This window comes from Microcystis sp. M179S2, assembly GCF_020245805.1.
Classification (GTDB): domain Bacteria; phylum Cyanobacteriota; class Cyanobacteriia; order Cyanobacteriales; family Microcystaceae; genus Microcystis; species Microcystis aeruginosa.
This window is the reverse complement of sequence record NZ_JADBUE010000011.1, coordinates 1-26,931: the sequence shown is the minus strand read 5'-3', so window position 1 is coordinate 26,931 and position 26,931 is coordinate 1. Positions and strand designations below refer to the sequence as shown.

Annotated in this window: 16 protein-coding genes; 7 read left to right on the top strand and 9 right to left on the bottom strand. The window is 43.3% G+C overall.

Translation table 11 applies throughout. From position 1 onward, the window contains the following. Positions 1-38: 38 nt before the first annotated feature. The 4 genes from IM500_RS00545 to IM500_RS00530 form a co-directional block, all read right to left on the bottom strand. Positions 39-5,483, bottom strand: a complete 5,445-nt coding sequence (locus IM500_RS00545) for a type I polyketide synthase (RefSeq protein ID WP_287737387.1) — start codon at positions 5,481-5,483, stop codon at positions 39-41. A 195-nt stretch (positions 5,484-5,678) separates the two neighbouring features. Beyond that, the gene (locus IM500_RS00540; RefSeq protein WP_287737386.1) at positions 5,679-9,488 is read right to left on the bottom strand and encodes an AMP-binding protein; all 3,810 of its coding nucleotides are present in this window, start codon (positions 9,486-9,488) and stop codon (positions 5,679-5,681) included. An 87-nt stretch (positions 9,489-9,575) separates the two neighbouring features. Then, on the bottom strand, positions 9,576-10,238 hold the full coding sequence (locus IM500_RS00535) for a nitroreductase family protein (protein ID WP_052277743.1): 663 nt from the start codon (positions 10,236-10,238) through the stop codon (positions 9,576-9,578). A 31-nt stretch (positions 10,239-10,269) separates the two neighbouring features. Continuing rightward, on the bottom strand, positions 10,270-11,199 hold the full coding sequence (locus IM500_RS00530; RefSeq protein WP_287737384.1) for a VOC family protein: 930 nt from the start codon (positions 11,197-11,199) through the stop codon (positions 10,270-10,272). Between the two features lie 623 nt (positions 11,200-11,822). Between IM500_RS00530 and IM500_RS00525 the strand changes: the two genes are divergently transcribed. Continuing rightward, positions 11,823-13,265, top strand: a complete 1,443-nt coding sequence (locus IM500_RS00525; protein WP_287692500.1) for an AAA-like domain-containing protein — start codon at positions 11,823-11,825, stop codon at positions 13,263-13,265. Here IM500_RS00525 and IM500_RS00520 read toward each other — a convergent pair. After that, complete coding sequence (locus IM500_RS00520) at positions 13,262-15,979, bottom strand: AAA-like domain-containing protein (RefSeq protein ID WP_287737383.1); 2,718 nt, start codon at positions 15,977-15,979, stop codon at positions 13,262-13,264. The two genes, IM500_RS00525 and IM500_RS00520, sit on opposite strands and share 4 nt — an antisense overlap. A 384-nt stretch (positions 15,980-16,363) precedes the next feature. Further along, a complete protein-coding gene (locus tag IM500_RS00515) occupies positions 16,364-17,275 on the bottom strand; it encodes a helix-turn-helix domain-containing protein (protein ID WP_287737382.1) in 912 nt (303 codons plus the stop codon). 197 nt (positions 17,276-17,472) lie between these two features. On the opposite strand from IM500_RS00515, the gene carA reads away from it, so the two are divergent. The 5 genes from carA to IM500_RS00490 all read left to right on the top strand — a co-directional run bounded on the left by carA (position 17,473) and on the right by IM500_RS00490 (position 20,787). Next, positions 17,473-18,621 (top strand): glutamine-hydrolyzing carbamoyl-phosphate synthase small subunit, encoded by a 1,149-nt coding sequence (gene carA / locus IM500_RS00510; protein WP_287737381.1) that lies wholly within the window; start codon positions 17,473-17,475, stop codon positions 18,619-18,621. Positions 18,622-18,695: 74 nt separating this feature from the next. Continuing rightward, a complete protein-coding gene (locus tag IM500_RS00505) occupies positions 18,696-19,046 on the top strand; it encodes an STAS domain-containing protein (protein WP_002793971.1) in 351 nt (116 codons plus the stop codon). A 3-nt stretch (positions 19,047-19,049) separates the two neighbouring features. After that, the gene (locus tag IM500_RS00500) at positions 19,050-19,466 is read left to right on the top strand and encodes a Mini-ribonuclease 3 (protein WP_287732463.1); all 417 of its coding nucleotides are present in this window, start codon (positions 19,050-19,052) and stop codon (positions 19,464-19,466) included. 45 nt (positions 19,467-19,511) lie between these two features. Then, entirely contained in the window at positions 19,512-20,378 is an 867-nt protein-coding gene (gene rlmB / locus IM500_RS00495; RefSeq protein WP_190723599.1) for a 23S rRNA (guanosine(2251)-2'-O)-methyltransferase RlmB, read from the top strand. A 112-nt stretch (positions 20,379-20,490) separates the two neighbouring features. Further along, entirely contained in the window at positions 20,491-20,787 is a 297-nt protein-coding gene (locus IM500_RS00490) for a DUF1816 domain-containing protein (RefSeq protein ID WP_147069117.1), read from the top strand. 360 nt (positions 20,788-21,147) lie between these two features. On the opposite strand, the gene IM500_RS00485 is transcribed toward IM500_RS00490, so the two are convergent. Then, complete coding sequence (locus tag IM500_RS00485) at positions 21,148-22,581, bottom strand: bifunctional orotidine-5'-phosphate decarboxylase/orotate phosphoribosyltransferase (protein ID WP_287737378.1); 1,434 nt, start codon at positions 22,579-22,581, stop codon at positions 21,148-21,150. A gap of 12 nt (positions 22,582-22,593) precedes the next feature. Further along, positions 22,594-23,598 carry a CHAD domain-containing protein gene (locus tag IM500_RS00480; RefSeq protein ID WP_125730289.1) on the bottom strand — a complete coding sequence of 335 codons (1,005 nt, stop codon included), beginning with the start codon at positions 23,596-23,598 and terminating at the stop codon, positions 22,594-22,596. Positions 23,599-23,716: 118 nt separating this feature from the next. Here IM500_RS00480 and IM500_RS00475 point away from each other — a divergent pair, with 118 nt between their 5' ends. Continuing rightward, on the top strand, positions 23,717-25,246 hold the full coding sequence (locus tag IM500_RS00475) for a glycine betaine ABC transporter substrate-binding protein (protein ID WP_287737376.1): 1,530 nt from the start codon (positions 23,717-23,719) through the stop codon (positions 25,244-25,246). Here the strand turns inward: IM500_RS00475 and cysS are convergent. Further along, positions 25,229-26,671, bottom strand: a complete 1,443-nt coding sequence (gene cysS, locus IM500_RS00470) for a cysteine--tRNA ligase (protein ID WP_287737374.1) — start codon at positions 26,669-26,671, stop codon at positions 25,229-25,231. The two genes, IM500_RS00475 and cysS, sit on opposite strands and share 18 nt — an antisense overlap. Between the last annotated feature and the right edge of the window lie 260 nt (positions 26,672-26,931).

The following is a 26,931-nucleotide window of genomic DNA, read 5'->3' as shown; positions in this document are numbered from 1 at the left end:
TAAACAGGTTATTTAGATAGGGTTTGAGGTCTGCTTTTCTAGCTTAAGGAATTTAATTCCTGTAGGAGTAAATCGGACAATTCTTCTAGGGATAAATCTTCTTCGTTGAGGGGATCAATATTGCTATCTTGATTTGCTCCTATTGCTAAGGGTTTTAAACTAAAGTCAAGGTCAATAACTTCAGCTACTAGATAATCGACCAAACTGGTCACTGTTGGGTATTTAAAAGTGATAGTTGCCGCCAGAGATTTACCTAAATCCTTGGCTAAACGATTGCGTAATTCCACCGTCATTAAAGAACCCATTCCCAACTCAAAAAAACCTTGGTCAACTTGGGTAAATTCTCTAGCCGGAATAGCGAGAATTTCCGCTACAATCCCTTGAACATGAGCAGTCAAAGCCGCAAAACGCTCCTCAATTGGTACTGTCCTTAAGACATTAATAAAATTATTGTCTGGGGTTAATTTTTGGGCTGAAAAACTCTGGAAATCTCGTAATAAAGGCGGAATTTTTTGATTCTCGAAACTGTTAAAAAAGCTATTCCAATTGAGAGAAGCGACAGTTACCTGTGTCCGAGAAGTCGTCAGCAATGTTTCGAGGAGATGTAAACATTTTTGGGGATCAAGAGGGGTAAAACCCTGTTTAATTAGCCTTTTTTTCGCTTTTTCGCCTAAATTTTCGGCCATACCACCCTCTGCCCAGGGACCCCAATTAACGGTCAGGGCCGGCAGTCCTTGCGCTTGACGATAATGGGCTAGACTATCTAAAAAGGCATTAGCACTAGCATAATTACTCTGTCCAGAAGACCCTAACACCGAGGCCATCGAGGAAAAATTAATAAACCAGTCTAAATCAACTTCTTGACTGAGGAGATGCAAATTCCAAGCTCCGAGTATTTTGGGGGAAAAGACGCGCTCAAATTTCTCCCAAGTCTGTTTGGATAAGCTGGCATCCTCTAACACCCCGGCCGTGTGAATAATGCCTTTTAAAGGGGGTAACTGTTGCTCGATTATCTCAAAAGCCCGACGCATTTGGCCAAAGTCGCTAACGTCGGCGGCAAAAACTTCTACATTGGTTCCCTCTTGTCGCCATTGGTCTATAATTGGTTGGGTTTCTGGAGTTATTCCCCGGCGACTCAGTAAGACGAGGGATTTTGCTCCTTTTTTCCTTAACCAATTAGCCACTTGCTGCCCTAAGGCCCCTAGACCACCAGTAATAAGATAGGTGGCATTTTCGGCAATTTCTCGGTTTTTTAGCGACGATTTCGGGATAAACCGCCCTAAACGAGCCACATAGCTCTGGCCTTGCCGCCAAACGATTTGATTTTCCTCCTCCGAACTTTGTAAAGATTGGAACACCTCTAGGGCTAAGGTGTGGCTATCCTGAAATTTATCTCCATCTAGACACAGACAGCGCAATTCTGGGTATTCTAGGGCAATAGTCCGTCCTAATCCCCAGAGGGAACTTTGGGCAAGGGCAATCACTGTGGGCTGAGAAGGAATGTATTGAGCCGATTGGGTGACAATATAGAGGCGAGGAGAGTAATTAACCTCTATTTTGCCTAGTTCTTGCACTATTTCCAGCAAAGTTCCACAAATTCGCTCCTGAGTGACGGCTAGGTTTTGATTATTTTCTAAAGCTTGGTCGTCATCGATTCCCCAGAGATAAATTAGACCTTGATAGGGTTTTTTGAGGAAATATTGCCAAGTCTGGCGATTGTTTTCGGTGATAAGTTGGCATCTATGCCCTTGTTGCACCAATTTTTCGGCTAATTGTTGCCCTACTCCCTTTTTGTCAGCAAAAATTAACCAATCTCCTGTTTCTATCCAATCCATTCCCGTCAAGTCCGTGGCTTGCCAAGTAATTTCGTATAAACTATCCTTGAGGTCGTTGGTCTGGGAAAAGAGGGTTTCTGGCCGGGCTTGTTGAAAAGTTAATCCGTCAATTTGGCTAATTAATTGACCCGATTGGCTGAAAATAGTCAAATCAGCGATTAAGATGCCGTTTTGCAAATTGCTATGGCTGAAGCGACCATGACAGTATATAGAGGTGTCCTTAACTCCCGAAAAGGTCAATCGGTCAATATTAGTGGGAAGATAGGTGCTATTCCCCGCGGGAAATAGTGCCGACATAGCGTGAAAGCAACCATCAAGTAAGACAGGATGTAGCTGGTAATCCACCGCTTGCGAGAGTAGATGGGAAGAAAGTTGAATTTTTGCGACAATTTCGGACTGATTGCGGTAAAGTTGCTGGATAACTCGAAAACTTTCCCCGTAGTTCACTCCTTTACTTACACAGTCCTGATAATGCTGTGCGATTTCGATTTTTTGGTGACAACGGTCCCGGATATCTGTCCAATTGCCGCTGGGTAAGTCCTGGTTTTCATTGGTTAAATTACCGGATAGATGCAGTAGGGAAACTTCCTCTTCCCCAAGACTGAGAATCTGAAATTGTCCCCCCGCTAGTAAGCTTAACTGTACCTTTTTACTCTGGTTGTCTGAGAAAATTAAGGGTCGATTCAGACTCAATTGACCAATAGTAAACTGCTGATTGGGATATTGTTGACCAGCTGCCACTATAATCATCTCTAGATAGGCTGCGGCTGGGAAAACTACCTGGCCAAAAACTTGATGTTCTTGCAGATAGCTGGGATAGCAGGGAGAAAGAGAGGATTGATAGTGAACATCCTTTGACCCCAATAGATGCAGCGGTTGCTGTAGGAGAGGGTGGAAAGCTGCCGCCACTGTCGGGGTTTTTAGCTGAGAATCAATGTAATCTAACCAATAGCGTTTTCTTTGGAAGGGATAGGTAGGTAAGGTGATTTTTTCGCGTAAATAATCCAGGTCGAATCCATTCCAGTCAATTTTGACCCCTTTTACATAAAGGGTTGCTAAACTTTGGAGTAGGGTTTCCCAATTCGACTGTTTTGGGGATAAACTAGCTAACCAGAGACCTTGGTCGGGGAGATTTTGCTGACCTAGGCTAATTAAGGTGGTTTTGGCGCCAATTTCTAGGAATATTTCCGTATTTAACTCTCCTAATCTTTCTATACCCCGGGCAAACTCTACGGGAGACAGTAGATGATTAACCCAATATTGGGAAGTTGCTATCTCTGCATCGATAACATCCCCAGTCAGGTTAGAAATAAGGGGGAGACGCGGGGAATTATAGGTGATAGTTTCGGCAATCTTGGCAAATTCCCCCACCATACCCGTCATTAAGGGAGAATGGAAAGCATGGGAAACCGCTAAAGTCTGACTTTCAATGCCTCTCTGATTAAAGTTAGCGATTAAATGGTTAATAGCCTCAGTTTCACCAGAAATGACCGTATTTTCTCGACTATTGACCGCAGCAATGGTACAGATGCCCCTAATCTTCCTGAGATGATTGGTCACGCTGTCGGAATCGGTAAAAATTGCCGCCATTATGCCGTTTTTCGGTAATGTCTGCATTAAGCGTCCCCGATGGGCAATTAACTTCAAACCGTCTTCTAAGCTAAAGACTCCCGCTAAACAAGCGGCCACATATTCCCCTAAACTATGACCGATGAGAGCATCGGGTTTCACTCCCCAAGATAACCAGAGTTGGGCGAGGGCATATTCCAGAGAAAATAGGGTAATTTGACTGTAAAAAGTCTGATTAATCAACTGACTGGTTTTTTCGTCCCCATATAACACTTGCAGTAAGGATTTCACCCCATGGCTCCGTAAAATTTCGTCACATTTCTCTAAAGTTTGGCGAAAAGTCGGTTGCGTTTCGTAGAGTTCCCTAGCCATTCCGGGATATTGTGAACCCTCTCCCGTACACATAAAAGCCAGTTTAGGGGCTTTTTTCGAGGTTAAAAGACTTTTTTGACCTGAAAAGCGATTTTCACCCCTAATAAAGTCTTTTAAAGCTTGCTCAAGCTGTTTTTGAGCCACAAAGGGAATAGCTAAACGATGCTCAAAATGCGATCGCCCAGTATTAGCGGTATAGGCCACATTTGCCATGACCGTCTGGGAATTTTGACCGAAAAAATCGTAGTAGCGTTGAGCTAATTCGCGTAAGGCCGGCTCACTTTTCGCCGAAAGGGTAATTAAATGACAAGGACGTTCTAAATGAGGTTTTTCGTCACCAAGCCGCTCAAAATTGCTTTCCTCAACGATTAAATGGACGTTAGTGCCACTCATCCCGAAAGCGCTCACTCCAGCCCGTCGGACTCCTTCTCTGACCAACCAGGGGGTAAGAGTGGTGGGGATTTTGACTGGCAGTTTTTCCCAGGGAATATAGGGATTAGGGTTCTTAAAATGAAGATTAGGGGTGATTTGCTGATTTTGTAGCTGTAAAACTGTCTTAATTAACGCCGCAATCCCCGCAGCTCCTTCCAGATGCCCCATATTAGTTTTCCCGGTTCCCAAAATCAGGGGATTATCTTGGCTATGACCCCGGCCATAAATTTTCCCTAAGGATAAAACCTCGATGGGATCTCCTAAAGATGAACCTGTACCGTGAACTTCGACGTATTGCAGATCTTTAGGTTGAATTTTCGCTCTTTCGAGGGCTTGTCTGAGTAAAGCTTCCTGTGCCTGACCATTGGGGGCGGTTAAGCCATTACTTTTTCCATCGTGATTGACAGCCGAACCGCGAATTTGGGCGAAAATAAGATTGCCATCTCGGAGAGCATCACTGAGACGTTTTAAGACCACGACACCGCAACCTTCGCCCCGACCATAACCATCGGCCGAAGCATCAAAGGTTTTACTGCGACCCTGGGGAGAAACGGCTTTTAATTTACAATTACTAATCGCAGTGGCCGGGGTTAACATCAGATTCACACCCCCCGCTAAAGCGAGATTACATTCTTGGCCGCGCAGACTTTGACAGGCCAAATGTACTGCCAAGAGGGAGGAGGAACAGGCCGTATCAATTTGCAGAGTCGGACCGTGAAACCCAAATAGATAAGAGATTCTGCCGACGGCAATAGCGCGACTGTTTCCTAAACTGTTGTAAGCATCAATGTGATTGACTACGCCTTGATGAAAACACAATTGGGCATAATCATCGCGACAAATGCCCATAAATACGCCAGTTTGACTATTAATCAAACTTTCTGGCGCAATAGCCGCATTTTCTAGGGATTCCCAACAGACTTCTAACAGTAACCGTTGTTGCGGATCCATGGCGGCGGCTTCCCGAGGTGAGATGCCGAAGAAAGCTGGGTCAAATTCGTCAACTTTGTCTAAAAATGCCCCTTCCCGACTATACATTTTTCCCGGAACATCGGCATCTTGGTGATAATAATCGGCAATATTCCAACGTTCTAGGGGAATTTCTGTTACTGCATCGATGCCATTAACCAATAACTGCCAATAACTTGCGGAATCATTGACTCCTGCGGGAAAACGACAGCCCATACCCACAATAGCGATGGGTTCGGTTTGCGCTTTGACCATTGCATCGAGGTGTTTGTATTGTTCTAAAAAAGCTTGTTTTTGTTGATTCATCTTCCTAACAACTCTTGTCTTGTTATGTCACGTCACTTTCATCTCAGGTTATGCTCGGGAAAAAGTCACGGATAAGCGGGAAAAACCTTGATACTGTCGGGATGGGAAAATTTAGTAGCATAGTCACAATTGTCCCCGTGACTCCGAGGTGGGGGATAGGACAAGGGAAATTAGCTATCCTATCCCCACCAGCGATTAACTAAAGAAGGCAGAGATTTCTTCTTCGGATATTTGGGGTAAAACTGCTAAAATTTCGCTTTTTTCCCGATTATTTGCCGATTCAGCCCCAGTATTGCTTTGATTAATCTGGTTAGCTAAATATTCTGCCAAACTATCAATAGTGGGATAATTCCAAACAATGGTGGCTTCGACGGGGATTCCCGACCAATCGGCCAGATCTTGGGCTAATTCCACGGCAAAAATTGAATCTAAGCCAAAATCAGCAAAAGACTGGCTGGTTTGGATAGTGGCTGGATTGACCTTTAATTTCTGGTGTAACCAATTACCTAACCACGTTTCCACCTTTTCGGGAGTTTGTTGGCTAAGAAGGGACTTTTTCGGACTAGAGGGTATATTTACTCGGTCTTGCCGCGTTTGAATAGCAATTTCGACCAGAGAAGTTTCAGCTTGAGGATGAGTCTGTTTAGCTTCTGGTTCCAACGTCAATAACTCGTCGAGTTGATAATCGGAACCCTCTAGACGTTGTTCGATATCATCAATAGATTGAGTATAATCGAGGATACGATCGCGGATAGTTGCCACCGAAGAAGCAAAGTTTTCTTCGGGTGTTCCCCGGAGAGCTTTCTGCACACATAAATCAAACTGCAATTGACTCCAAGCTAGGGCATGACTGTACTTTTCCCCGGGGTGAATTTGGGACATTTTCGCTGTTGTTGCTACTAAAGCGGCGTAACAACCCAATTCTCCGATTAAAGAATAGGCCCAAGCTAAGGCGGCAGAACGATCACCCCAGAGATTAGACTGGAGACAACGCTGATTAATAGATTGGGCGGTGCTGTGGAGTTGCAGGGCAATCTCGGGCGCTTCCAGAACTTTTGTCAGAAATTCGCCTAATTTGTCCGTATGGGTGATACTTTTGCCCAAAAAGATTTTCAAACTTTCGTTAGGACCTTCGCCAATTCGTAAAACTCTGGCATCCCGGAGAATTTGCGGGGCAAGATTAGTTTCCATGTAACCTCTACCCCCGAGCATCTGAACGAGACTATCGGCCGCTTCCCAGAGGTAATCAGCCCCCGTAATCTTGGCAATAACGGCCATTTCCCTGGGAACGGCAACTTTTTGGTCTAAGGTGGTGGTGATACACTTTAAGAGACTGGACAAGGCCACAGTAGCCCCAGTTAAATGGTCAAAACGGGCTAAAGTAATCGGACTTTCTAGCAATTTACCGGTAGCGATCGAACGACGACTGGCATAACGTAACATTAATTGTAGACAGCGTTTCATGCCGCCAACTCCCATCATGCCAATACCTAAACGGGCATAAAGTAAAGCATCGTCGGCGGGTTCAGTGCCATTGCCCAATTCTCCCAGCAATTGCTCTTTAGTGACTAAAACATCCTCAAAATAGATGGCATTTTGCATAATTCCCCGTAATCCCATAGTTAGGGATTCAGGTCGCAAACGCAGACCGGGGGTACCTTGACGGACAAGAAAACCTGTCAAACCGTTATTCCCCGGTTCTTCCGAATCAAGCAAACGGACAAAAACATTAATCATTCCGGCCCAAGCAGAACCATTCCAATGCTTAAGGCCGCGAATTCGCCATTTATCTCGGCCATCCGGCACGGCAACGGTACTAATTGCCCCGATATTCGCTCCTGCTTCCGGTTCCGTCATGCCAAAGGAGGATAATTGTCTTCCTGTAGCTAAAAGAGGTAATAACTCTTGCTTGAGGGAAATAGTCCCGTAGTTGAGCAGCGGACGGATACCTAAGCTGTTATTGAGACTGACCATCGTCGCCAGAGTTAAATCAATGGCGGCTAATTGTTCCATCACCTGCAAAAAATTGCGATTATTAAGGGCTATTCCCCCGTATTCTTCAGGAATCTGCATTCCCATCAGTCCTTGATTGCCAAAATCCATGACAATATAGGGCGGCACACAACGACGGTCATCAATCAGATGGGAATTAATGCGAGTTTTGGCGTAATCTCGCAACCAAGTCAAGATTTGCTCGGTTTTTTCTTGACTAGCGGTTGTGGGGTCAGCTTGGTGACTGCTGAGGGGGGGGGTTAGCGTCGGCATAGGGGATGAAATTAGTGGAAGTTGCTGGTTTAAATACTGTTGACGGCAAGCGTGGCGTTGAATTTTGCCGCTAGAAGTTTTGGACAGAGATGCGGGTTTGATAAAAGCGATATCATAAACTTGCAATTCGTGTTCTTGAAAAACCGCTCGACGAACTGCTTCTAGGGCTTTTTGCTGGTTAAAACGGCGAATTGCCGTTCTTTCTACCTCTTGAACTAGGACTAACTTTTCTTCTGCCTCGATTTCTACGGTAAAGGCGGCAGTTCCACTGGGGCAAAAGTCGGGATAGCATTGTTCTACGGTCTGTTCGATATCCTGGGGATAGTAGTTACCACCGCGAATAATCATCAGGTCTTTCAAGCGTCCGGTGATGTATAGTTGACCCTGATGAATAAAACCTAAATCCCCTGTACGCAAATAAAAACCCTGTCCAGTATCGGCGATAACTGCTTGAAAAGTTTTTTCTGTAGCTTCGGGATGTTGCCAATAGCCCTGGGCAACGGTTTTGCCTTTCACCCAAATTTCTCCCACCTGCTGGGAGGGACAGCGTTGACAGGTTTCAGGATTAACAATGGCAATTTCTGTGTCGATTTCTGTTTGTCCACAACTGACTAAGGATTGAGAATTTGGGCTTTTTTCCGTAAAAACGATTTGATGACGGTTTAACGCGGCTTTTTCAACCCAGCAGATTTGAGGAACTTGATTTTTCCTGACAGCAGCAACTTTTAAGGTGGCCTCGGCTAAACCATAACCCGGACAAAAAGCGGCAAACTCAAAACCACAGGGGGCAAATTTACGAGCAAATTCGCTTAAAATTTCTATTCTGACGGTTTCTGCGCCATTTATAGCCACTTTCCAACTGCTTAAGTCTAAATCCGTCAGCTGCTCCTCTTTAATCTTGTCAAGACAACGTTTATAGGCAAAATTAGGGGCGGCAGTGTGGGTGGCTCTGTATTTGCTGATGGCATTTAACCAACCGAAAGGACGTTGTAAAAAGGAAACCGGAGACATGAGATAACAGGGAAATCCTCGATAAAAAGGCAGTAAAATACCATAAATTAGCCCCATATCATGAAAAGTTGGCAACCATGTCACCATAACGCTCTTTTCATCCTGTTCCCCGTCTAAATCTAATATTCCAGAAGCAATATCTCGGAGGTTATTCAAAAGATTCTCGTGATTGACCATCACTCCTTTGGGAGTCCCCGTGGAACCAGAGGTGTATTGTAAAAAGGCTAAGGTCTCTGGTTTTATCTGAGTGGGGTGGTCTTCGGCTAAACTTTTGCCGATTAAGCTATCCGTAGCTAGAAAGGGAATGTCTCTGTCTAGTTGCCTTTTTAATTGGTCTAATTCCGATTGTGTGCTTAAAAGTAAGCTTGCTTGCGAATTGTTAAGAATAGAAGTTAAGCGAGCCATCTTTTGGTTTTTCTTGGGCAAATTAACTGGAATTGCCACTACTCCTGCTAATAAACAGCCGAAAAACCCAGTAATAAACTCTAATCCCGAAGGGTATGCTAATAAAACTCGTTCCCCCGGTAATAGGATGGATTGGAGACTATTGGCAATCGCTTGCGCTTCTAGAAATAATTCCCCGTAGGTAAGGCGTTTTTCTTCGGTTTCGCCATCGACTAAAAAGGTATAAGCAGTTTTTTGGGGTTGATATTGGGCGCGATAACGAATAATATCGACTAAACTGCTTATTTCTGACAAATTAAGCTTAGTATCTAAACAAAGAGCCATTTTTTTACTCCTTAAATGGAATCGAATACAAAGATTTAATCCTCTCGCACCGGGACAAGTTTCTGGTGACGGGGGGCGACGGTCACTCTAGGGGTGATTTGGGCTTAAATTAAAGGTTTCTCCGTAAATTTCGCCATAGCAGAGCTTCTGAGTCCCAAAACGTCCCCCATACTCGCTCAAGGGTTCATCAGCGTATCCCAAGGCTAAGAGACAACAGACATCGACCGTATCGGGAATTTGGAAATACTCGCGCAAGGGTTCAGCCACAAATCCTTCTAGGGGACAACTATCCACCCCCAAGCTTTGCGCCGCTATCATGAGATAAGTAACCGCAATCATAACTTGTCGGTTGCTCCAAGCTTCTGGAGACTGATAACAGGGTTTAAATTGGAAAAAAGGCGGAATGGCCATGTGCATGAACTTGGCCCGTTTTTCGGAAATCGTCCCCTCTTGCTTTCCTAACTCAATTACTTGATTAATGTAACCACGATGGTTAACTTGGCGATCGCCACAACAGATTAAAACCACGGGTGCATCGACCAATTTATCTTGTTCAAAGCCGAATTCTCGCAATTTTGCCTTATTTTCTGGTTCTCTAACCACTATAAATCGCCATGGTTGCAAATTATAACTAGAGGGAGCTTGGAATCCTAAACGAAAAATTTCGGCTAAAATTTCTTCGGGAATGGCATCGGTGCGAAATTTACGAGTAGAGCGTCTTTTTTGAAATATTTCAGCAATATTCATCATCTAAACCCTTTTATGAGACGTTTTCAACGGTTTAACCTAAAAAACTTTCGGGAATCGCCGGTCCCCATTGATAGAGAATATCTAACCCACCCGCGTGAAGTTCTGGCTCGGTGGTTTGCTCAAAAAGATCCCCATCGGTAAAATGTTCAATGAGGCTACCGAAAGGATCTTGCCAATAGTCAAACACTTGACTTCCCAACAAATGGCGACCAATACCCCACACAGGAGTCCATCCTTTTTCTCGTAACCAATCGTGGCCGATTTTAATAGAGTCAAAATCTTGCACCTCGAAGGCAGTATGATGGACTTTGGGGTGAGAACCTTGCAACATGGCGATGGTGTGATGATCAACCCATTCCTCTCCCCGTTGACAACGAAGAAAACCCCCGACTCGTAAACTGGGATGGCCGTAATAAATTAAATCTGTTGCTTTTAAGCCAAAAGTCTGCTGATACCAGTGATAGCTTTCCTCAAAGTCTTTGACATCAATAGCTAGATGACCTAGACGTAAAATAGGTGCGGGTTCTTTTTTCGGCCTTTGGGTGCGACCTAAACGGGTTTTGCGACTAGCGTGATTCCATTGCAAGGGTTCAGGAATCGGCAAAGGTTCCACTTCCTCGATACCATAGACCAATTCTAGGTTAAAACCGTTGGGGTCAATAATTTTGATGCGCTGACCACCGCCGGGGGTGAACAGGGTTTCCACGGTCGAAGCGGAGGCTAAAGTGGCTAGTTCATGTAAGACCGATTCTGATGTCGCTTCTAGGGCAAAACTGACAAATTTAGCTTCTTTTCCCCATTCTACGACATAGACAAACGGTTTTTTGCCTCTAGCTCGCATATACAAGGCTGTATCGGTTTTAACTGCGGTAATCAGGCCAAAATCCCTCAAAAAACGTTCGCACAGGTCTAAATCCGGATGTTGATAGGTAACGTAGGCAATATCAGCAATTTTAGTCATAGTCGGTCAACCAGTGGAGTTGTCTAATTCGGCACAAAATAGCCAGACAGATATCGGTCAAAGTGCTGCCATAGCAAGGATAAAAAGACTATTAAGAAAATCTGAACCTTGTTGTGGTTGATTATGGCATTGTGAGTACACCCACAGTCAAAGGCTAATTTTTCTTGCCCTCAATTGCTATCCCAGACTGGAGTTTGAGTAACTTGGGGGTGGAGAAAAACCTTGGGGAACTTCGGGGTTTTGCGGAAAATTTTTTTGAGAGATGTGGTCAAGGTCGTCTAGAAAAATCCGCTATCGTTGCCATAACGGGAAATTCATGTTACTACTTGGAAATACTTGGATGGTCAACAGCCACAACCACCAGGCCCGCCAAATAGGGCTAAGTGGGTAGGTGAAAAAACTCATAAAATAGCAGAGAAACCTTTGTGGAGGATGAATCAAACCTTGCCAGTACCCCTAAAAATCGATTCGCTTGGATTTAGCGCACGCCGTTAAACAGGGGAGCGAAGCTTGCACTCAAAAAGGAGGATAGGAAACTCACTGTTTTAAGTTTAATCCGTAACCAAATCATTACTTAAATTTTTCAATTACCGGCAAAGTCCTTAATTACTAAACTTGAGATAATGTCTAGAAAAGTTACTTATGGGGATATTCCCAGGCAAAGAACCAAATATCTACTTAATGCTCTGTTAAAGTTTGCTAACTACGAGGTAGATAATTGTGAAAATCTGGCTATTAAATTTAGCTGGATTAATGAGAAAAAATTGAAAATTCAAGCCGAACTTAATGCTTTAGAAATGCTGACCGAAAAATGTGGTCAAAAGCTGGAGTTATGGCAAATTCGGGATGCTTTGACAGAATATCTTAACGAAAAGTTTTTAGGTATTTTGGAAGATCATCGTCTCAATAATCAAGGAAAAATTCGTACTTTTCAAATTACTTTTTGGCAACGGGGTCATGATATTTTAACTAACCTAAGGAGCTTTGATCAAGAGTGGGCAAACAAAAGTAAACATCAATCTCCCGCAATTGCTGCTATTCTCTCCTCTTTAGATGAGGAAAAACAACAGGATTATCAGACCTATATTAAGGATTATGTGAAACGTCCACCTCTGGAGGAAAATTGTCTCAAAGTTCTTCAGCAAGAACAATCGTTGCTAAGAATTCGCGCACCTCATAATAGTGGCAAAACCCGTTTAGTTAATTGGTTAGTCCATCATCTCAAACAAGATAATTATCAACCAGTTATCATTGATTGTGAGGAGGAAAAAGCCACTATTGCCCTTAGTTGTGAAGACTTGCTGCTGTCGATTTGTCGTACCATTACCCAAGAATTAAAGATTAACGAATCTCTTCTCGATAAATTTTGGTCTCGTCCCGGAACTCCTGCCCACAAAACTCGACGATATTTAGAGGAATATGTTCTCCAACCCAGTGCTAATCCTCTGGTTTTTGTCTTTGAAAAATTTGATACAATTTTGGAAACTGAAACAATCGGTAATGAAATTTGTGGTATTCTCAGAAGTTGGCATGAAAGACGTTCTCAACCTTGGCGGAAACTACGCTTAATTATTATTCATTCAACGGAATTTTATAGCAACTACGATTTTTATGCCTCTCCCTTAATTGGTGTAGGTTATGTGGCTAGTTTATCGGATTTTAATGCGGAACAAGTTCTCTCTTTCGCTCAAGTTAATGGCATGAATTGGACGTTATCAGATGTTCACAAGGTCATGAACTTAGTGGGAGGTAATCCTTATTTAATTAAGTTAATCTTGGTAAAATTGCAAGAAGGGAATTCTCTAGAAAAGGTTCTAGATGATGCCTTGCAGGGACGAGAGCCATTTCAAAGTCATTTTTTCCTACTGATGAGATATCTGAAAAGTAATGCTAACCTACGGAATATTTTTAGGCAAATTCTTCAGAAAAAAGCTCTGACTCCGGCTCAAATGAAAGGAGAATCTGTCCAATTTTTGGAACGATTGGGACTGATCCACAAAAGTTATGATACCCTAGAGGTGCGTTGCAATTTGTATCAAGTATATTTTGACGACTTGCTTGATTAGTCTCGTTGAGATTCCAATTGAAACTGAATTGAGTTTTCAAGTTTTGCTTCTAACTTACTCTTAACCCTGACAGTAATTGGTTCTCGATTAGATTCGGATTCATTATCTACAAACCTGAGAGAATTGCCTGAGGTCAAACTGGCCGAAAGATTGAGGTTTTCTAAATATTCTTGTATCAACTCTGAAGAAATTTTATTCTGGGATTGCAAGGCTCTAATAGCAGCTATAAATGATTGGGCCGCATCATAACTGGTAGCGGTTCGCCAACTAATATCTTCTTTCCATAAAGCTTGAGCATCTCTGACAAAATTTTGGGACTTAATTAGATGGGAAAACCAAGGCACAGCCAAAACTAAATTATCAATAAATTTACCGCTATCAACCAACATTTCATGTTCATACATGGAATGGCTCCCTAAAAGAACTAGCTTATTTTTCAGTTCTGGAGTGGTGCTGGTATTCAACTGTTCAAGAGTATGGGATAATTCTACTACCACAGAAGCTGATTCCAAACTGGGAAATAAGACAATTCCTCTAACTTGATCTTGGGAAAATGCTTTGAAAACTTCTGCGTCAATATCTAGGGAAGATGATAAATCAATTACTTTAGTGATTTTACCGCCTTTTTTTTGGAAAGCTTGATGAAACTCTTGAGTAAGTTCTTGGCTATCAATCTGGTTAGAATTATTAAAAACAATTACCTTATCTAGATCATGTTGGCTGGCATAATTAGCTAAAGTTTCACCAATTTTTTCATTGGTGATAACGGTTCTAAAAAAGTATTCACTCTCAATTACATCCGAGGAACTTGTCGAAGAAATTAAAGTAATTTTGGCTCTTTCATAGATAGGTAAAGCTGCTAAGGTGGCTTCACTAGAATAATGTCCAATTACTCCAATAACTTTGGGGTCTTTAACGATTTCCTTGGCGACTATCTTAGCAACTTTTTCGTCATTATTATCATTGGCAATAACGATATTTAAAAATAAATTATTCGCACTTGTCGGTAATTGGCTATTAAATAAATATTGTGCTTGAGCAATCCCTTTAAGGATTTCTTGGGAAATTTCATTTTTTTTGCCACTGGGAATAACCACCGCCAAAGTAACATAATTATTACTTAAATAAGCGATAGCATTATTATAATAAATCAAGGTTTCTGCATCTTCAGGATGAGCGAGATAGGCTTTTTTGAATAACTGTTTAGCTTCCAAATAATTAGCATTTTTAAAAGCCAAAATACCCCGATCTTTATAAAAATTTTCCTGTTTAATAAGTAGCTTTTTTTCGCCTTGGCTAAATAGTTCAGGCTCCTTAGTATAGGGAATTTTATAAAAGTAAGGTAACAGCCATGACTGGTAGAATCCCAACCCAAGTAACCCTGTAACAATGCTAGTAAATATTCCCGCTGCTAACATAAATAAACGAGATTGTTTTTGACGAGTAATGCTTTCAGAGGCTGCTAAAAAACGATAATCGATACTATCTAATTCTTTATCTTCTTGCCATTTTTTAGATTCCTCTAACTTTTTACCTGTCAGTAAACAATTTGTATCGGTAAAATTTGAGTCTTCCCACTTAGCAATTTCCGATTGATAAGGACGACTAGCTGCTAATACATTATATAACCATTTTTGATTAAAAATTGCCTGATAAATAGCATTAGCCACTCTAAGATAGCCCTGATTATCGACGATAACTAATCCAGATAGTAATAATTCATCATGTTCTGGTGTGTTACTAGCTTTCACCAATTTACCTTTTAAAACATTAGCATAAACCCTTAGTAAATACCCTTGGTCAGGATGATAAATAAGTCGCTCTCTTATACTTGATAAAAAAGCAGGTTCATCTTTTTTTTCCCAGTTATCAATAATGTGTTTATAAACAAAATCTCGCATCCAAGCTGATAAGAGAGACCGAGGTATTTGAACTTTAAACTTGGCCATTAAATAACACAATTTTTGAGTTAGAAAAGGTTGACCATTAGTCCAGCTAAAAATTTCTTGTAGAATTTCTTGAGGGGACACACCCAACCCTTCTAGTCCTTGCATCAAGGGTTGACAGTTATCTTCTAACGACAGTCCATTTAATTCAATTGCTTTACCAATATTGAAAGGAGTTCTTTGACTATCCTGAATTAATTGATTGGGGGTAGCCGTGCCAATTAAAACAAATGAAATACGATTAAAATCTGCATTAATAACTCGCTTTTCATGACAAGACCTAAGGTAAGCAAAAAAGTCATCAGTAGCAAAAGGTAGTTTTCTAACCACATCAATTTCATCAATAAAAATAACAATGCCGGTTGAAATTTTTCTCAATAAAATTTCTTTAATAAATTGTCTAAGTAACCCAACATTAGAAACAGATTGACTGGCAATCCAAGATTCTAAATCCGTCATGTTTAGTTTTAATTGTTCGGCAATTTCAATAATTAAGGAATGATACCAGCTAGATTGATCTACTGATGTCCCCAATTCATTTAAGTCTATACGGGAACAGGCAACTCCTTGGGCTTCAATTTGAGTTTGGATGCGTACCGTCAAACTCGACTTGCCCATTTTGCGAGAATTGAAAATATAACAATACTGACTGTTCATCAGAGCTTGGTACAATTCCAGATCAGCCCTTCTATCCACATAGCTTGGATCGGAAGGAGATAGGGTACTAGAAAACTTATAAACATTCTCGGCGGTTCCGTTTTCTTGCATATTTCGATATTTTATTGACCAGATAACCAAAACTTGGGTAAGTAATACCAGTTTGAACTACACTAACCCTGGTGATAAATCCAGAAAAAACCTCGCTCACTAATAGCCGATTATTGGTAAGCTAGTTCTACTCTGAATGAGATTGGCATATTTTCTTAGGGTAAACTCATCTAAAATGACAGGGTAAGAGCATCTCAATCAGGCTTGACAGAAAGCCTTGAGAACAGTCACAATCTCGTTATTGTTCATGGCTGCTTGTTTCCTTTTTTGGCTTCCCCTTGCAGTGAACCTGCTGGAGTCAACAGCCAGCTGTGAACCTGTGCGAGTCCCCACCCTCAGCAACGGGTTCGGAGGAGACTGAAAAGTCTCCTATCCCCTAATTCCCTACTCTAAAGCGTAGATACGACCATCCATGAGCAGACGGGTGATCCCTTTAGCTTCCAGTTGAGCGTGAGCTTTTTCGATCAGGCGACCGTCGGGAACTTTAATCACTTTTTCCTTGCGCTTGGAGAAACGACGAGCGATGCGATGACTTTCAAAGATGGGGAGGGTGCGCTGCTGGATTTCCTGAGGGGGAACCTTACCCAATTCGGCAAAATCCTTGAGGGGACGGGTGATTAATTCGGCAGCGCGATCAATGACCAAGTAACAGGTTTTGGGAAAAGCCGCCGCCGATAGGGGTAATATCTGTAATTGGGCTGTTTTAACGATAGTCGGGCCTAAATAGCTCCCCGCTAGTTCCTCCTCCTCCTCGTCTTCATCTTCATCTTCATCCTCCTCATCTTCATCCTCCTCATCTTCATCCTCATCCCAATCCTCGTCAAGCTCATCTTCCTCCTCCTCTTCCTCGATAGCTTCGACGAAAAACTCGGTTAAATTAGCGTCTTCTAGTGGTTTATCGCCATTAATTTCTATATCTTCCGAATGATCTGCTTCTGGCGAGTAAGAGGTATCCATTAACAGAGTTAATTGTTCCACAGAAGCGATCGGTTGCGGAAAAGCCTGCTCATCCTTAGCTGCGATGTGGGCTGCCCGAAAACTAATCACCTCGATCGCTTTTTCCGGTAAATCCGCTGCTGCCTCCTCCTCCTCGAGGCCACGAGGACTACGGGCCAAGCGTTTTTTCTGGATTAACTGCTCGTATTCCTCGCTAGAAAAAGAATTTTTGAGAAAACGACTGACCGTAGAACTACTCACTCCATAACGCTCGGCTAACGTGGAAGTGGTGGCCTCCGTTTCCCGATAAAGCTTAAGAATTTCTTTTTTCGTGGCATCAGTCAGTTTTCTTGCACTCATATTACTTATATAGTTATTTTTTAAGCGATAGGATTTTGCCGATGGCTAGTCAGGGGAAGCTGTTGTCTTTGAGCGGACGTACTCTTAATCATAAAACGCCCTAGCCAATTAAAACTAAGCAATTCGTTTTCTAGTCCCTGTTCTAGTCTATCCTTGACTTCTGTTTCTCACCACTACTCAAGATTAAAAAATTGACAATGATATCAAGTGCTGCTAGTCAAAAAGCCTTATTAGTTCTAGCCGATGGTACAGTTTACGAGGGTTATTCCTTCGGCTCCCAGGGAACCACCGTCGGCGAAGTTGTCTTTAACACAGGGATGACTGGTTATCAGGAAGTCCTCACCGATCCCAGTTATGCTGGTCAAATCGTCACTTTTACCTATCCGGAATTGGGAAATACGGGGGTTAACCCCGAGGATGAGGAGTCAATTCGTCCCCAGGTGAAAGGAGCGATCGCCAAAAATATCTGCCACCGGCCCAGTAATTGGCGTTCTACCCAATCCCTACCGGATTATCTGGCCGATCATCATGTTATTGGCATCTATGGCATCGATACCCGGTCTCTGACCCGCAAAATTCGCTCGGTTGGGGCGATGAATGGGGCAATTTCTACGGAAATACTCGATTATCACGATTTACTGCGGCTGGTGCAGGCGGCCCCCAGTATGGCCGGGTTAAATCTCGTTAAAGAAGTTACCACCAAGGAAGTGTACGAATGGACGACTCCCACCCCGTCCGCCTGGGAATTTGCGCCAATTGATAGTGATCAAGAACCGTTAACGGTGGTGGCGATCGATTTTGGCATCAAACGCAATATTCTCCGGCGTTTAGCCAGCTACGGTTGTCGGGTGATCGTGGTTCCCGCCGACAGTCTCCCGGAAAAAATCGCCGCCTATAATCCCGATGGTATTTTCTTTTCTAACGGACCGGGAGATCCGGCGGCTGTCACCGAAGGAATTGCCCTAGCCAAGCAACTTTTGCAAGGGGAAAAACCCACTTTTGGCATCTGTATGGGTCATCAAATTTTAGGCCTATCCCTAGGAGCAGAAACCTTTAAACTGAAATTTGGCCATCGCGGGTTAAATCAACCCTGTGGACTGCAGCAACAGGTGGAAATTACCAGTCAGAATCATGGTTTTGCCGTGCAGGAGGCTTCTTTAAATCCGCAAGTGGAGATTACCCATCTCAACCTCAATGATCGCACCGTAGCGGGTTTAAAACACAGGTCTTTGCCCTTTTTCTCGGTACAATACCACCCCGAAGCCAGTCCCGGCCCCCACGATGCCGATTATCTGTTCGCCAAATTTGTCGATTTAATGCGGCAAGCAAAAAAGGGTCGGTCGTAAATTTTTAGGATATACTAGGGTTTTGATTTTTACGGCTCTAGAGCTAGGAGGCGATTATTCCAGAAGCAATTAACTTGACCGTCAGCTTGCGAGGCACGCGTGAGGTCAGAGATAAGTACCAAATTTTCCGTTTGACGGGTCTTTTAGATGCCTTTTCCGAACCGACTTTTTGTAAGGTGATCGAAGGCTATGTGGAGCAAGGTCCCAAGGATGTGATTATTAGCCTCGCTCAGATTGATTTTATCGATAGCTCCGGTTTAGGGGCCTTAGTAAAATTAGTGAAAAAGGCCAAAACCGAAGGGGGCAGTTTACAAATTGTTACCAATCCCCGGGTAACTCAAACCGTAAAACTGGTGCGATTGGAGAAGTTTTTTTCCCTGCAACCCACCCTGGAAGCGGCGATCAAATATCTAGAAAAAGCGTAAATCGTGGAATCTCCTCTCGAACAAATTCGCTTACAGCTAAGTGGCGAGGGGTCACAACTCCTAGAGGGTCTTGACCGATTATCGCCTGCTTCTCTGGCCTATCTAGGGGATGCTGTTTATGAATTATACATCCGCACCTATTATTTACTGCCGCCCCAGCGTCTGGGAGACTATCACGCTCAGGTGGTGGGCAAAGTCAGGGCCGAACAACAGGCTTTAGATTTAGCACAACTGCAGCCCTATCTGACGGACCAAGAAAAAGAAATTCTGCGCCGGGGACGCAATGCGGTCACGGGAAAACGCCGTCGTCTGACAGCCCAAGTCTATCAGCAGGCCAGCAGTTTAGAAACCCTGTTCGGCTATCTTTATCTGCAAGACCCCTCAAGATTACATCAACTATTAGAAAAACTAGAATTATAGCCCTCAGGTATTATTTCCGACCCCCTTTTATTAATCCATCCAATCATGAGCGATCGACCATTTCGTGGCAAGTCCGATAATAGTAATTTTCGCCGGCCCTCGCGGCCGAAAACCGGGCCAATTCTGGCTAAATCCCCGGCAGTAACTCCAGAAAACCAAGAAGCTGATGATCTGCTCTACGGTCGCCGGGTGGTTTTAACGGCCATGGAGGAGGAGCGCCAACTTAATCGGATTTGGGTGGTCAATCGACTCCGTTACGATCCCCGTTATCATACCCTCTTAGAAAAAGCCAAGGCCAACGGCACGGTAATTGATGAGGTGGATGATCTGCGTCTCGATCAGATTACCAATAAGGCCAATCATCAGGGGATTGCGGCCCAGATGTCCCCCTATGAGTATATCGAATTAGCCGATCTGATCGAAAAAGCTAAGGGCAGAAGTCGCCACCCCGTCATCGTCATCGCTGAAGGGATCACGGATCCCCATAACCTAGGGGCAATTATTCGCACCGCCGAAGCTATGGGTTGTCAGGGGGTAGTTATTCCCCAACGTCGCGCCGCCGGGGTGACATCGACGGTGATGAAAGTGGCGGCCGGCTCCTTGGAATATTTACCCGTCGCTAGGGTGGTTAATCTCAATCGTGCTTTAGAAGAATTAAAAGCGGCTGGTTTTTGGCTCTACGGCACGGCGGCAAAAAGTGGTAAATCCTTACACACAATTAATTTAACGGGTGCGATAGGATTGGTGCTAGGTTCGGAGGGAGAGGGTTTGAGTCTGTTGACCCAAAAGTCCTGCGATGAGTTGGTATCTATCCCCTTGGCAGGCAAAACCCCCAGTCTCAATGCTTCGGTGGCGGCGGCTATGGCTCTTTACGAGGTTTACCGGCAACGCTGGCAAAATTCCCCCGACTGAAAATCTGTATTTTTCGACACTCCCAATAGCCAAAAGGAGAAAGTATAAATAAAATAGGAAGGAAGTTTGCGAAATGTAAACGAACGTAACAAAACCACCAGAGTAGATTTAGATGGGGAACGAAATGAAAGAATTTTTGATTAGCTTACTGGAAATGTTCGGATTAGCCTACTGGGTCGAGATTAAAACCGACTATCCCAGATGTACTTATTATTTCGGTCCTTTTCTCGCTAAAGACGAGGCTGTGGTCGCTCAAGCTGGTTACGAAGAAGATTTGAAAACAGAAGGAGCGCAGGGAATTAAATTACATATAAAACGTTGTAAACCCGAAGATTTAACTATTTTTGAGGAAAAAGAAGAAAGCAAGCTCCTCAATACCCTAAAGGTATTACGCAGTCAAGCTTCTTAACAATTTTCAGTGATCGGTAATCAGTAATCAGTGATCAGTAATCAGCTTCTGAAGGCAACAGGCAACAGGCAAAAGGCAAAAGGCTCCAAGAAAGGATTCGGCGATTCTCCTACCGAAAAAGAAGGCTAGAAACTAAGTAGAGCTTGCTGAATAAATGTGAAATATAGACGAGGTAAGGGTTTTAGGGTTCTGTTTCGCTCCCACAGGTGCAAGATTTTGAGAGAATCGTGGTTCAAAACCTGGCCTCTTCATCGGCCCGCGTCCTGTAGGGGCGAAGCATTCGGGCAATAACCTATCGGTGAAACCCTAGATATTCTATCCGAATGCTTCGCCCCTACTTTTTGCCGCAAACCCTAAATATCAATGGGAGCGATTTAAAAAACAGCTATATTCTGCTTCTGTCAGCCTTCCCGCTTCGTAGAGAGTATCGGTAATTTCTGCTAGGGTTAAAACCGAATAAGCTTGATAACCATGGCTACGAAGTTTATCTTTAACGGGGCCACCATGGTCGATAAAAACCACGATATCATTAACTAATAATCCCGCCGATTTAATCTTTGCTGCCCCCTCGATCGCGCTTTTGCCAGAAATTAAAATATCGTCCACCACTACCACCGTTTCCCCCACTTGAAAATTACCTTCGATTACTCTTCTTGTGCCGTGAGCTTTTACTTCTTTGCGGGGGAAAATCATCGGATGATTTAATAATAAAGATAAACCCGTGGCTGTAGGTAAAGAGCCGTAGGGGATACCAGCAATGCGGTCAAATGTCAAGGTTTTTAATATTTCTCCATAGGCTTCAATTACCTGCTGAAAAATATTAGGATTAGAGATAATTTTTCTCAGATCAATATAATAGGAAAAAGTTTCTCCCGATGCTTGCACATAATCGCCAAACAGCAAGCAACCAATATCAAATAATTGTAGAATTAAATCCTGATGAGGATGTTGTTTTAAAAGACAAACGTTAGCAGTCCAAGTCTCATCTTGGCTCGATTCTTGCTGGTGATTTTGTTTAATTTTGTTGACTTCCTCGCGTAAATCCTTGACTTTTGCCCCCAAATCGGGTTGAGATAAAAAGTCTTGGGGTACAGGAATTAATAAACCCTCGCCATGACTATTTAAACCCACAGTAATTAACTCGGAGAATTTACTTTTGTCTTCCCAAATACTGCGTAATAAAATCAATCTTTCGGGGGCAAAATTGCGAATCTTTTTCAAAATCTCCGGTTGAGTGGTTCCCACTTCTAAAAACACCTGTTCGGGAGTTCCCCAAGTGCAAGCTTCTTTGACGACTTGCAGATAAAAAGGATTGTCGCGACTGGGGAATTCTTGCAGATTAATCGCGCCTTGATTGGAAGTATGACAAAGGATAAAAGCACCATGCTCGGGGTAAACTAAAAAAGGAGCAACGTGATCCTGTCCGGAGTAGGGATTGAGAGTAACCGCGTCCACCTGCCAAGTTTTAAAGATAGTCTCGGCTAAAATACTGCTAGTATTAATATCGCCGTGTTTAGCATCCAAAATTACCGGGATATGATCGGGAATTGCCGTTAAAATTCGCTGTAATAATTCTAACCCTGCCGCTCCCAAAGCTTGATAAAAGCCTAAAGTTGGTTTGTAGGCACAGACAAAAGGGGCAGTTTCATCGATAATAAACTTGAGCCACTGTTCTAAATTAACGATTAATTCTCCCGGGGTGGAGGGCATCATTTCGGGGTTAGCATCTAAACCGAGGACAAGTAGAGTCTGGTTTTGACTAATGGCGTGGTTTAACTTTTGAAAAAAATTCATCGGTTTCTAATCTCAGAATTCTGGATTAGTTTCTAATTCTACACTATTTGGCCGAAAAATAGGCTGTAAAATTGTCTGGTGCAGACTTTTTCTGGTGTCAGCGTCAAGGAATTTCTTTTGTAGAGGTTGCCATTCTTGCCATTTTTGGTGACGGATATTTCGGAAAATTTCTAGTAAGGTGGGCATTTCCTTGGCAAGACAATTAGGGAAAATTTGGCTAAGAAAAGCCGAGAGAACACAACAATCCTGCATTTCTCCGAGAATACTTTGAAGGTTTTTAATATCTTCTAGATACTCTCGATATTTGTCGCCATAAAACTGAGGGAATAACTCCATATTATAGCGGGAACGCTTGGCTTCTTTACGGAGATCGTGCAGTAATAATCCTTCTTTTTCCAATAAGTCATCAATTTCTTGACTAGAAAACTCTCGTAATCTTTTATAGTCCTCTAAATTTACCCCAACTAACCAGCCTTCATGGAGTAAAAAGCGACTCGCTTGCGGTAATAATAAGTCTGGTAAAACTGTGGCAATATCTAATTTTCCAATCGGTTGATAGGTGGGATTATCCAACCAACTGGCAAAATCTGCCTTAAAATTGAGAAATTTATCGGACTTTAAGAGTTTTTCTACCTTAGCAAAAGCCTTCTCCCTTCGGTGTTCGAGAACTTGTAAAACTTTCTTCAGTAAATCCTGTTCTTTCGGTGGTAAAATTGGCTGATAATGGCCGACAAAAGCCGATTTTAACACATCTAAATCCCGCAATTCTCCTAAAATTCTGCCCAGATTACCCACCCGTTTTTGATCGGCAGATTTCGGCATGGTTAAAGCGGGGGCAAAACCGGTTAAGGTACTGCGAAGACGGCGCATTCCCACACGAATTTGATGTAATTCTTCCGTATCCTGATCGAGTAAAACCCCAGCTTCGTGTTTAAGAACTTTATGAAAATGTTTATCAATACCGATATAGGCCCAATCGGCAACAGTTTTAGCCCGAGGATTAAATTTGTTAGTCATTTGTCTTTAGCGAGGAAATAATGTCAAGATGGTGATAGAATCTTTAAATAAAGACTGGAACTAATAGATCCCATTTATTCTACACAATAGGATGAAGCAGCCGCTTTAAGAGAAGTTTATGGATAGTTTTTGGCTAGATTATGGGGGGGAAATCGCTTTTCGCACTGGAGAGCATCTTTTCTTGACGGGAATAGCCATGGCTATGGGTAGCTTAATCGGGATTCCTCTAGGTATTTTAATTAGTCGTCAAGCTATTCTCGCCCCACCAATTATAGCGATCGTTAACACCCTACAGACTATCCCCAGTTTAGCCCTATTTGGTTTTTTAATTTCCGTGCCTTTTTTGGGAGGAATCGGCAAAATTCCCGCTATTGTTGCCCTAACTCTCTATACTTTACTGCCAATTGTTTTAAATACCTATCTGGGCATCAAAAAAGTTGATCCCGAATTAAAATTAGCCGGGTTATCCCTAGGCATGACCGACGGTCAAATCCTGCGCTATATCGAATTACCCCTGGCTAGGGCGACAATTTTGGCAGGAGTGAGAATTGCGACGGTGATTGCTATCGGTGTGGCCACGATCGCAGCTGCCATCGGTGGCGGTGGTTTGGGAGTGTTTATTTTTCGCGGTATTGCCACGGTCAACAATCAGTTAATTTTGGCGGGGGCAATTCCTGCCGCTTTTTTAGCCCTTGTTGCCGATTGGAGTCTCGGTTGGCTAGAAAAGACCTTTTCCCCTTCGCAACGCCCGAAAAAGCCCTCTAAATGGCAATGGGGCTTAGGTTTAATCGGGTTGGCCCTGCTATCTTTCCTCTTGACTCAAATTTTCCATTCATCCCCCGGCACAGTGGTGATCGGTTCCAAAAATTTTACTGAACAGGTGATTTTAGGGGAAATTTTGGCACAGGAAATCGAAAAAGAGACGAATTTAGGGGTTGATCGTCAATTTAATCTCGGTGGTACTCTGATCTGTCATGAAGCGGTGAAAGCGGGTAAAATCGACGGTTATGTGGAGTATTCTGGCACGGCTTTCACGGGAATTTTGCAAGAAAAACCCCTTAACGATGCCCGATTAGTCTCTGAAAAGCTGCAAGAGATTTATCCAGAAAAATTTAATCTAGAAGTGTTTCCCAGTTTAGGATTCGAGAATAATTTCGCCATTGTTATCCGGGGAGAAACCGCCAGTCAATACAATCTGAAAACTCTCTCGCAAGCGGCTAAATATACCCCCAATTGGCAAGCGGGTTTTGGTTATGAATTTTTGGAAAGGGAAGACGGTTACAAGGGATTAGCGAAGACCTACGGCCTAACTTTTGCCGGACCCCCGAAAGTGATGGATTTAGGGTTAATGTACCGCGCTTTAGCCGAAAAACAAGTGGATTTAGTGGCGGGAAATTCCACCGATGGCTTAATTCCCGTGCTAGATTTAGTCATCCTAGAAGATGATCAACGCTATTTTCCTCCCTACGAAGCGGTACCGATTTTTAACCGGGATAGTTTGCGAAAATATCCGCAATTGCGACAGGTTTTAGCGAAACTCACTGGCAAAATTACCTCCACAGCTATGCAGAAATTAAACTATCAGGTGGATGGACGCGATCGCAGGGTGGAGGAAGTGGTCAAAGAATTTCTAGTCTCCCTCTCTTAACCATTTAGTCACTCCCCCGGGTTGATCGATTAAACTAATGCCTTGGGCTTTTAATTCTGCGCGAATGCGATCGCTTTCGGCGTAATTTTTCGCTTTTTTCGCCTCTGTCCGTTGTTGGATCAGATTTTCGATATCCGCTGCACTAATTCCCTCAGAAACAGGGGTTTCCCTCTGGTCAGCGGCAATTTCTAAGCCCAAAACCCTAGACAATTTCACCAAAGTATGCCATTTTACCGCTAATTGGGCCAGATTGCTGTCCGTCTTACCCGCATGGGTTAAATTATTACCCTCCTTGCGTAATTCCTTAGCGATTTCAAATAACACCGCTAAACCACCGGCAAAGTTAAAATCGTGATTTACCGCCTCTTGAAAGCGATTTTCTAGCTCTTGGTCAGTAATTGCGGGATTATCTTGCTGAAGATGCTTATAACCAAAGGATAAACCCTCTTGTAAAGTATGCCAGCCATTAGTGGCCGCCTGCAATCCCTCATCGGAAAAATCAATCGGTTTGCGGTATTGGGCGCCTAAAATTAATAATCTCACGGCTAAGGGGTCATATTTTGCCAATAACTCGCGAATAGTGATGAAATTACCGAGGGATTTCGACATTTTTTCCCCAGCCACCTTAACCATGCCATTATGTAACCAATAGTGGGCCAGAGGTTTACCTGTTGCCGCTTCACTTTGGGCAATTTCGTTTTCGTGGTGGGGAAAAATTAGATCACTTCCCCCCACATGAATATCGATAGTTTCTCCCAATTGTTCTTTGACCATGGCCGAACATTCAATATGCCACCCCGGACGACCTTGACCCCAGGGAGAATCCCAACTAGGTTCCCCCGATTTTGCCCCTTTCCAGAGGGCAAAATCAAAGGGGTCTTGTTTCTTAATTGCTTCCGGGTCGTCGGTTTCTACCCGGCCGCTGGCGCCGGCTTGCAGATCATCCAGTTTTCGCCCTGATAGTTTGCCATAATCAGAAAAACGACGGACGGAATAGTAAACATCGCCATCGCTGGGGTAAGCATAGCCTTTTTGTTCTAATTCATAGACTAGGCGCTTGATGCCGTCGAGGGTATGAGTGGCCCGGGGATAAGCGTCCGCCGGTCTGACTCCTAATTTTGCCATATCTTCAAAGTAGGCCTCGATAAATTTCTCGGCCACGGCTGCCATGGTGGTATGTTCATTTTTAGCCCGATTGAGAATTTTATCGTCAATATCAGTGAAATTCTGAATATAGCGCACTTGATAACCGAGATACTCTAAATAACGCCGCACCACATCCCAAACCACACAGGTACGCGCATGACCCAAATGGCAATAATCATAGACGGTAATGCCGCAGCAATACATGGAGACCATGCCCGGGATGAGGGGGGTAAAGGGTTCTTCGCGACGACTGAGGGTGTTGTAGAGGATTAAGGTCATGGATGGAGAAATTTTTTTCTGGGGGAAAAGGCTAGTCCAATTTTATAGCAGTTATTTTCAGTTATCAGTGATCAGTTATCAGTTATCAGTTATCAGTTATCAGTGATCAGTTATCAGTGTAAGTATCTAAGCACAATTAATTACACATCTAAGCCACTACTCCGTCAGACTTCTGCGGTGGTGAGCAAACAGAGAACTGAAAACTCAAATCCGATCCCTAATAGCTGTATCCCGTCTCCTGTCTCCTGTCTCCTGTCTCG

Excerpts from the sequence above, each read along its gene's own strand:
- carA (WP_287737381.1), top strand. The coding sequence starts at position 17,473 with ATGATATCAAGTGCTGCTAGTCAAAAAGCCTTATTAGTTCTAGCCGAT.
- IM500_RS00485 (WP_287737378.1), bottom strand. The coding sequence starts at position 22,581 with ATGAATTTTTTTCAAAAGTTAAACCACGCCATTAGTCAAAACCAGACT.
- IM500_RS00545 (WP_287737387.1), bottom strand. The coding sequence starts at position 5,483 with ATGAATCAACAAAAACAAGCTTTTTTAGAACAATACAAACACCTCGAT.
- cysS (WP_287737374.1), bottom strand. The coding sequence starts at position 26,671 with ATGACCTTAATCCTCTACAACACCCTCAGTCGTCGCGAAGAACCCTTT.
- IM500_RS00480 (WP_125730289.1), bottom strand. The coding sequence starts at position 23,598 with ATGACTAACAAATTTAATCCTCGGGCTAAAACTGTTGCCGATTGGGCC.
- rlmB (WP_190723599.1), top strand. The coding sequence starts at position 19,512 with ATGAGCGATCGACCATTTCGTGGCAAGTCCGATAATAGTAATTTTCGC.
- IM500_RS00540 (WP_287737386.1), bottom strand. The coding sequence starts at position 9,488 with ATGGCTCTTTGTTTAGATACTAAGCTTAATTTGTCAGAAATAAGCAGT.
- IM500_RS00535 (WP_052277743.1), bottom strand. The coding sequence starts at position 10,238 with ATGATGAATATTGCTGAAATATTTCAAAAAAGACGCTCTACTCGTAAA.
- IM500_RS00530 (WP_287737384.1), bottom strand. The coding sequence starts at position 11,199 with ATGACTAAAATTGCTGATATTGCCTACGTTACCTATCAACATCCGGAT.
- IM500_RS00490 (WP_147069117.1), top strand. The coding sequence starts at position 20,491 with ATGGGGAACGAAATGAAAGAATTTTTGATTAGCTTACTGGAAATGTTC.
- IM500_RS00475 (WP_287737376.1), top strand. The coding sequence starts at position 23,717 with ATGGATAGTTTTTGGCTAGATTATGGGGGGGAAATCGCTTTTCGCACT.
- IM500_RS00525 (WP_287692500.1), top strand. The coding sequence starts at position 11,823 with ATGTCTAGAAAAGTTACTTATGGGGATATTCCCAGGCAAAGAACCAAA.
- IM500_RS00515 (WP_287737382.1), bottom strand. The coding sequence starts at position 17,275 with ATGAGTGCAAGAAAACTGACTGATGCCACGAAAAAAGAAATTCTTAAG.
- IM500_RS00520 (WP_287737383.1), bottom strand. The coding sequence starts at position 15,979 with ATGCAAGAAAACGGAACCGCCGAGAATGTTTATAAGTTTTCTAGTACC.